The 7,188-nt window shown below is 57.1% G+C and carries 5 protein-coding genes and 7 pseudogenes; 7 read left to right on the forward strand and 5 right to left on the reverse strand.

Annotation, left to right across the window (positions count from 1 at the left end; all coding sequences use genetic code 11):
• The 4 genes and pseudogenes from WS91_RS36790 to tnpC all read left to right on the forward strand — a co-directional run.
• On the forward strand, positions 1 to 299 hold a 299-nt coding region (locus WS91_RS36790; protein ID WP_197422238.1), incomplete at its 5' end, for a hypothetical protein.
• A pseudogene (gene tnpB / locus WS91_RS38160) lies at positions 296 to 454 on the forward strand (IS66 family insertion sequence element accessory protein TnpB); the annotation flags it as partial. The gene WS91_RS36790 and the pseudogene tnpB (WS91_RS38160), both read left to right, overlap by 4 nt.
• A 31-nt stretch (positions 455 to 485) precedes the next feature.
• Positions 486 to 638 (forward strand): IS66 family insertion sequence element accessory protein TnpB, encoded by a 153-nt coding sequence (gene tnpB / locus WS91_RS38165; protein WP_442854972.1) that lies wholly within the window; start codon positions 486 to 488, stop codon positions 636 to 638.
• A 51-nt stretch (positions 639 to 689) separates the two neighbouring features.
• Positions 690 to 1,958 (forward strand): annotated as a pseudogene (gene tnpC, locus WS91_RS11885) (IS66 family transposase); the annotation flags it as partial.
• Between the two features lie 180 nt (positions 1,959 to 2,138).
• Here tnpC and WS91_RS32970 read toward each other — a convergent pair.
• The gene (locus WS91_RS32970; RefSeq protein ID WP_082717573.1) at positions 2,139 to 2,342 is read right to left on the reverse strand and encodes a hypothetical protein; all 204 of its coding nucleotides are present in this window, start codon (positions 2,340 to 2,342) and stop codon (positions 2,139 to 2,141) included.
• 312 nt (positions 2,343 to 2,654) lie between these two features.
• On the opposite strand from WS91_RS32970, the pseudogene WS91_RS32975 reads away from it, so the two are divergent.
• Positions 2,655 to 2,891 (forward strand): annotated as a pseudogene (locus WS91_RS32975) (transposase domain-containing protein); the annotation flags it as partial.
• A gap of 14 nt (positions 2,892 to 2,905) precedes the next feature.
• Here WS91_RS32975 and WS91_RS38170 read toward each other — a convergent pair.
• Both WS91_RS38170 and WS91_RS32980 read right to left on the reverse strand, forming a co-directional pair.
• Positions 2,906 to 3,677 (reverse strand): annotated as a pseudogene (locus tag WS91_RS38170) (IS630 family transposase); the annotation flags it as partial.
• A 41-nt stretch (positions 3,678 to 3,718) separates the two neighbouring features.
• Positions 3,719 to 4,693, reverse strand: a complete 975-nt coding sequence (locus WS91_RS32980; protein WP_082717571.1) for a LysR family transcriptional regulator — start codon at positions 4,691 to 4,693, stop codon at positions 3,719 to 3,721.
• A gap of 573 nt (positions 4,694 to 5,266) precedes the next feature.
• On the opposite strand from WS91_RS32980, the pseudogene WS91_RS32985 reads away from it, so the two are divergent.
• A pseudogene (locus WS91_RS32985) lies at positions 5,267 to 5,971 on the forward strand (transposase).
• Between the two features lie 365 nt (positions 5,972 to 6,336).
• Positions 6,337 to 6,642: pseudogene (locus tag WS91_RS32990) on the forward strand (transposase); the annotation flags it as partial.
• 110 nt (positions 6,643 to 6,752) lie between these two features.
• On the opposite strand, the gene WS91_RS11905 reads toward WS91_RS32990, so the two are convergent.
• Together WS91_RS11905 and WS91_RS32995 are read right to left on the reverse strand one after the other, a co-directional pair.
• The gene (locus WS91_RS11905) at positions 6,753 to 6,974 is read right to left on the reverse strand and encodes a hypothetical protein (protein ID WP_059670335.1); all 222 of its coding nucleotides are present in this window, start codon (positions 6,972 to 6,974) and stop codon (positions 6,753 to 6,755) included.
• Positions 6,971 to 7,111: pseudogene (locus WS91_RS32995) on the reverse strand (AAA family ATPase); the annotation flags it as partial. The pseudogene WS91_RS32995 and the gene WS91_RS11905, both read right to left, overlap by 4 nt.
• Positions 7,112 to 7,188 lie beyond the last annotated feature (77 nt).

Consider the following 7,188-nt stretch of genomic DNA (forward strand, 5'->3'; position numbering starts at 1 on the left):
CTTTGCCTGCATTATCGCTGGCTCAGGCCCCGGGCATTCCACTTACCCGACTGTCCGAATTTGCGCGGCCACCTCTCTTACTGGAAGCGCAACGCGCAACGCCGATACCAAGCGTCGCGCTGCTGCCTGTTGAGGTGGTTGATCTGCAAGCGAAAGACGTCCCAAACCACGCTCTGCCGCAAACGCTGGATGTGTCGCCGAGCTGTGAAATCGAGATCGAGGTTGGCAAGCGACGTATCCGCATCCGCGCCGTGTCACAGGAGTTCACTGAACGGTATCTACGAGAGTGCCTGAAGTGATCCCGCCGAACACGCGAATCTGGATTGCGGCGGGCGTCACGGACATGCGTTCCGGCTTCAACTCGTTGGCCGCGAAGGTACAAACCGTACTGGAGAAGGATCCCTACAGCGGGCACGTGTTCGTGTTCCGCGGTAAGCGCGGCGACTTGCTGAAGTGTTTGTGGTGGTGCGACGGCAGGCCTCTGCCTGCTCTCGAAGCGCCTGGAGAAAGGACGCTTCGCGTGGCCGCGTGCCGATGCCGGCGTTCTTGCGCTGACGACCGCTCAGCTTGCGCTCTTGCTCGAGGGATTCGATTGGCGGCAGCCGATCGATGCAGCGCACCCGCGAAGCGCATTGTAAACGTTCATTACGCGTAGAGAGCTTGAGGGTGGCGTCGTGTAAGCTCACTGCATGTCTGCTGCTCCCGCCGATCTCCCCGACGACATTGACGCGCTGAAGGCGATGGTCGCCAGTTTGCGCGAGCAGCTCTCGTCGCGCGCGATCGAGATCGAACACCTGAAGCTGACGATCGCCAAGCTGCGCCGGATGCAGTTCGGTAGAAAATCGGAGAAGCTGGATCGCCAGATCGAGCAGCTTGAATTGCGGCTGGAAGACCTGCAGGCCGACGAAGGCTCGGCCGATATGGTCACCGCTGCTGCGGTAAAGCGGCCGAGTCGCGAAGGTGTGGGCCGCAAGCCGTTGCCGGATCACCTTGAGCGCGAAGAGCGCATCCATCTGCCCGCCGACGATGACTGCCCCGATTGCGGCGGGCAACTCAAACCGCTGGGCGAAGACGTCGCGGAACAGCTCGAATACGTCCGGGCGCACTTCCGCGTGATCCGCCACCGCCGTCCGAGGCTGGCCTGCGCATGCTGCGATCGTATCGTGCAGGCCGCGGCACCGAGTCGACCAATCGATCGTGGCATCCCGGGGCCGGCGCTGCTCGCGCACATCGCCGTGTCGAAGTTCGCATACCACATCCCGCTGCATCGCCAGGCAGTCATGTACGCGCGCGACGGCGTCGAGATCGATCCGGGTGCAATGGGGTATTGGATGGGAAGCATCACGGCGCTGCTTGCACCGCTGGTCGACACCGTACGCCGATACACGTTGGCTGGCGGCAAGGTTCACGGGGACGACACGCCGCTGCCAGTGCTGGCGCCCGGCAACGGTCGCACAAAGACAGGACGCCTGTGGGTCTACGTGCGCGATGACCGGTCAAGCGCTTCCGAAGAGCCGGCGGCGGTCTGGTTCACCTATACGCCAGATCGACGTGGTGAACATCCCCAGCAGCATCTCGCGCACTTCGCTGGCGTGCTGCAGGCCGACGCGTTCGCTGGTTACGCCGAGCTGTATCTCGACGGTCGCGTCCAGGAAGCTGCATGTATGGCCCACGCTCGCCGGAAAATCCACGACCTGCATGCGGTGCGTCCCAACGCCGTCACCGAAGAGGCGCTGCACAGGATCGGCGCGCTCTACAAGATCGAAGAGCAGATCCGCGGCAAACCGCCCGATGAACGACGCAGAGTGCGCCAGGCACAGGCGGCGCCGTTGCTCGACGACATGAAGCGCTGGTTCGAAGCGACGCTCGGCACGCTCTCTGCGAAATCCGACACGACCAAGGCAATTCGGTATGCGATGAATCGCTGGCCGGCACTGGTCTATTACTGCAGCGACGGGCGGGACGATCGACCCAGATCATCGTCGATGACCTCGATATCGCGAAACCCGCGGCGCTTTGCTTCTCCCACGAGTTCGTACTGGCGACGCTGGCTCTCGAGATTCATCTGGACCTGGGCCTGCGTCGACTGACGGACATAAACTACTGCCTTGCGCTGGAGAAGGGGCGCCGGCAAACGATCAGCGTTCGTCATCGTCACGCTCCTTCCCGGTGGTTGCGCCGGCGGCTTGGATCAGCAGGCTTGCAAGATGCGTGATTACCTTTGCGCGTTGCGCCTCGTTCATTCGCTGAAGCTCGGCGTTGTCGAACACCATGTTCATCTGGCGCGGCGTCACCGCCGGCGATTGCGGTCGTGCTGGAACACCCCTTGGCAGTTGGCCCATTGCGTTTCTCCCGGACGATGGTGGAACCGTCCGGCGAGTTTGCTCGCAAGCGCCGATCAACAAGCAGCCGATGCAGTGCGCATAGCACCGCCACGGTAACCTTCGGCTCGCCGAGCTCCATGACTGAACACACGGCCCGATCGAGCATCCACGCTGCCACCACCTTGACTACGCCAGGGCCAGCGTCGACATGCACCACGCGGCCGCCGCTGCGATTCTCTACGTCTCGAACCTTGACGCGGCGACCATACAGCGGATGCCAACGATAATGGACTTCAACTTCCTGCCCGATATGGGCAGAATGAATGCGAGCTTGCGATCGGGAGGCGCAACTACTTGTTCGCCGGCGCCGACTCCGGTGGTGAACGGGCCGCCGCGATGTATAGCCTGATCGGCACCGCGCGCCTGAACGGCCTCGATCCGGAGGCGTATCTCGCCTACGTACTCGAGCATATCGCTGACCATCCGATCAACCGCATCGACGAGCTCCTACCTTGGAGCGTGGCGCCGTCGCTGCCGTCTACCGCTCACGTCGAGCCCATCCGATAGCATCGCGGATACCCTCCGTCAACGACATGCGCTACGGTGCTGACCGGGTGCTTACCACCGATCATCAGGCTACCGAGAAACTCTCGGAAGACAGTGCGGTGACGGTTCCGTCATGCACCATGAATCGGAACTCGCCTTGAGGGCCGACCGCCGAAATCATGTTCAGCGAAAAGCGCTTGCCGGTCGCCTCCACTACCGGTGTGCAGCCCTGCGGCGCCCACGTCGTGCCAGTGTGATAATCCGAACGAATGTCCGACTCGTCGGCAAAGTAGATCGTTGCCCCGACTTCCCGAGCCTCGGCCCGAATCGCCGGATAGGTCTCGAATTCCCACTGGCGCACCAGCGTCGCGTCTTGTTGCCAGGCTTGGTACAGCGGTTTTTGCGCCGAGAAACCCAACAGCTTCATGATGCGGCTCACACCAGACAGCGCCAGCTTCTTGCCGAACTGCCGCTCAATCAGCGCGGCAATCAACGGCAGCGTCCACAGCCCGAATTCAAACTTGAACTGCAACGGACTGTGATCGCGTACCGCCTGCGCCAGCCACTGCATCTCTTCGGCGCTGACCTTGGGCGGTCGGCCTGGAATCGCCTTGGCGAGCAACGCGTTCGACCGCCATTGGCAAAGTCGGCCAGCCAACGGTAAACGCCGTGTTCGTGCACCCCATAAGCCGCAGCCACGCTGGCCACGTCCCGTCCTTCGCGTATGGCCTTTGCCGCCTGCTGGCGCATCGCCTGCAACGTCGCGTGATTCAGCTTCCGACCGTCCGATGTGCCTTTCGATTTCATCCATGCATTATCTCATGGCATTGACAATACTTTCTGGAAGGTTAGTAATTGCTCATTATGTTTTGCATAATAGAGATGATAGTGATCGCCTCATCGGATAGAATACTTCCGGCGGAATATCCAATGAAAAATTCGATTTCAATTGATTTGCCGCCAATTGCGCCCAGCCGGATAAAATCGCCCCCCCAAAGAAGCTCTTTGAATTCTGGAGCTACTAGCAGCAATATTGCATCAGTATGATTTGCGAGCGCCCTGAGCGTCGATACATTTGTACACTGGGCCAGCGGCCGAAAATATTCGCCACGAGGAAGATCAATTGACCGGCCGATTAATTCCCGCATGGATTCTTCTATCGGGGCCGATATAAGTGGATAATTTATCAAATCGCCAATAGAAATTCCACTCCGCAATAGCAGCGGATGGCCAGGTCGGACATATAGCGCCACGCTCACGGAAGGCAGCTGCTTTGTTGAGATTCTCGAATTAAGTGATAGCTCATGTTGATTCGTCACCGCCAAGTCAATCTTGTTTTCTAGCAATTTCTCGGCCAGTGATTTGCAATCCGAGACTTCAATTTTTACCCTTATTTCAGGATGCTCCTTGATGATATTGCCCAATAATTTGGGGAGCAACATATCCTCGCAATATGGCTCCATCCCTATGGTAACGCCAATATATTCAATGGCCTTTAGTGATTCGACGTCCACCATGAGGCAATCGACCTCGCTCAGCAAACGATGGGCGTGCTGGACAATTACTCGTCCTGCTCGAGTCAATATTACGCCGCGAGCAGTCCGGTCAAAAATTTTTATATCAAGCTCTTCTTCAATCGATTGAATACTCCTGCTCAATGCTGATTGGCTAATATGCGCTCGAACTGACGCCCTGGAAAAATTTTTCTCCTCACTCAAAATTACGAGATGCCTCAATTGTTTTGACTTGATGCTGAGCATAAAGTGGGGGAAATAAAAATTCTCGATGTCGCTTGAATTGTATAGATTAATATCGCGGTGCATTCAGCTACCGCATAGATTCAGGCGATAATTCATTGTAAAATTCTCAAATTCATATCACGCGACCACATGGCGGGAGGAATATTTTTTAAATTCCGGAACATTACCCGAAGTGGATAAGGGCGAGTCTGAAATGAAGCGCCTGGATATGCATGCGCTTCATGCCCCGGAAGATCTTTTCAGAACAATGCTCGTGTCGCTTTCCGCAGAGAATAGCAGATAGAAATTTCACGCTCGTACGAGATGTATTGACGTTTGTCATGAATGTGGCCGCGATTTGTAAAAATATGTCTGATGTATTTCGGCGATCGACCGCGATCGGCAGGAATGGGGTAATCAGTTACTTGGCGTCATAACCGTTAGCGGCAATTAAGATTGCCGCGATCGGGTGGCGATCCACTCCAGCAGCAAGCTCCTGCTTGGTGTTGAATAACTATCTAACTATCGATCGATCGGATAGAGGCAAGTTTTATATGAGCCTAAACCAGGTGAATGGACGACGAGTTATTGATTCGGTATAAGTGGCCTTGAATTTTGAGGGCTCGCTCTGATGTCAAAGCGACGGGAACGACCGATATGAGATTGCCGCGCCCAGATGCGCGGCACAAGAGACGAGTGGAGGTGTTCCGGCTTCGCAAGGCGGGTCGCACGTACGAGGAAATTGCCCAGTTGAGCGGACTGAGCCGCACGGGCGTGTTCGACATCTGCAAGTGACACGAAAAGCACGGAGTGAAAGCCCTGCACGATGCGCCGGGTGGTTGTCAATCTGGTAAGGGGCGCGTGCTCGATCTGACGCAGGAGTTGCTGGTGCGCCAGATGATCGCGGACCAATTGAAGATGTCCTATCTGCTGGGGCAAGCGCCGCGGCCTGTCGGTGATTTTCACCGCGACAAACAAGGGCGAGATGCGCTGGAAGATCTTCGATGGCGCGCTAGATGCCGATATCCTGATAGACTTCATGCGCAGGCTGATTCGCAACGCTCCGGAGAAGATCTTCCTGATCCTGGACAACTGCGGGTGCATCATGCCAAGCCGGTGAAGGTCTGGCTGGTGGCCAACCGGCGGTGTATCGTGGTCTTCTATCTCCCGAGCTACGGCTCGAAACTCAATCCTGACTAACGGGCCAACGGGAACCTGAAGCGTGCCGTGACCAAGCTCGTACCGGCACGCACCACGCAGCAATTGGTCAAGGCTACCGTCAGTCACCTGCGCAGCGTGCAACGCTGGCCTCAGCGGATTCGCAAATACTTTGAACATGAGCCTATTCGCTATGCGGCTTGATTCAAGCATCATTAATGCCGAATCAATAACCGTTCCGGTTTTCTTCGCATTGATTCGCCAGTGGCAATTTGCGTCGCACATTCCCCGTAATAATGTGTTGTCGGAAGTGAATTGGACGGCGACGCATGCAGTATATATTTTTCATAACGATTGCCTATCGAAAGGTGCGACCTCAATCATCGCCGGTGAATTTTACGATCGAAATTCGTTAAATCAAGTCGTGACTTAAGCGTAACGAAGGCAGCGAAAACAATCCATGGGATTAATCCCATTTTTGCATAGTCCGTGCCTTATTATTTATATAGGAACTCGTCGATGTACCAGGGCGTTTTCACACTGCCGTAATTTAAGGTTATGCTTCGGAGATGGAAATCTCCGAAGCCCAATTCAAACAGATCGAACATTGCCTGCCGCGACAGCGAGGCAATGTGAGCCTGCCGAACCTGCAAGTGCTCAACGCGCTCCTCTATGTTGCTGAGCACGGATGTAAATGGCGCGGCCTGCCGCCACGCTTCGGTCGCTGGCATACTGTCTACACGCGCATGAATCGTTCGTCTCGCAACGGCGTACTGGACCGAGTGTTCGCGGAGTTGCAGCACGCACAGATTATTCGCGTCCGAATTGAAGCGGTATCGCTGGATAGCACGATCGTGAAGGTTCATCTTGACGGCTGTTGATTGCGGTGTAAAACCGCGCTTAAATGGCGGCGCAATGTTGAGCAATTCGCTCAAGTACGAAGGGGCCCGAAGGCCCCTTTGACGTGATGCGACGGCGACGCCGTTCAGAACGGCGGGTCGGGTTTTCGCGTTCGGATGTCCGATCGTGACGTGCGCTGCTCGCGCAGCTGTTCGTGGAGTTGGGGGCCGTAGAAGTCGGTGATCACGGCGAGCAGGTCCTCGAGCAGTTCATACGCGGCCAGCGCCTGTTCGGGCGTCCAGTCGTCGGGCACGACGAACGGCAGACCGCGCCGGCGCCCTGAGGGCAGCAACGGTGCGCGGCTCATGACGTCGGCCCCTTCTTTGCGGCAGGTTTGCGCGTCTTGCGCTGCCGGGCCCGCGCTTCGTTGCGTTCGCGGGCCTCCTTGAGCCGATACGATTCGCCCTCGATCGAGATCACCTCGGCGCGATGCACGAGACGGTCGTAAGCGCGAATTTAACCCCACCTAGAATCGAAAGCTGAACGAGCGCAGGCTTGCGTCCGCAACTACAACTTGCGGA

It is taken from the genome of Burkholderia sp. MSMB1498 (assembly GCF_001526245.1).
Classification (GTDB): Bacteria; Pseudomonadota; Gammaproteobacteria; order Burkholderiales; family Burkholderiaceae; genus Burkholderia; species Burkholderia savannae.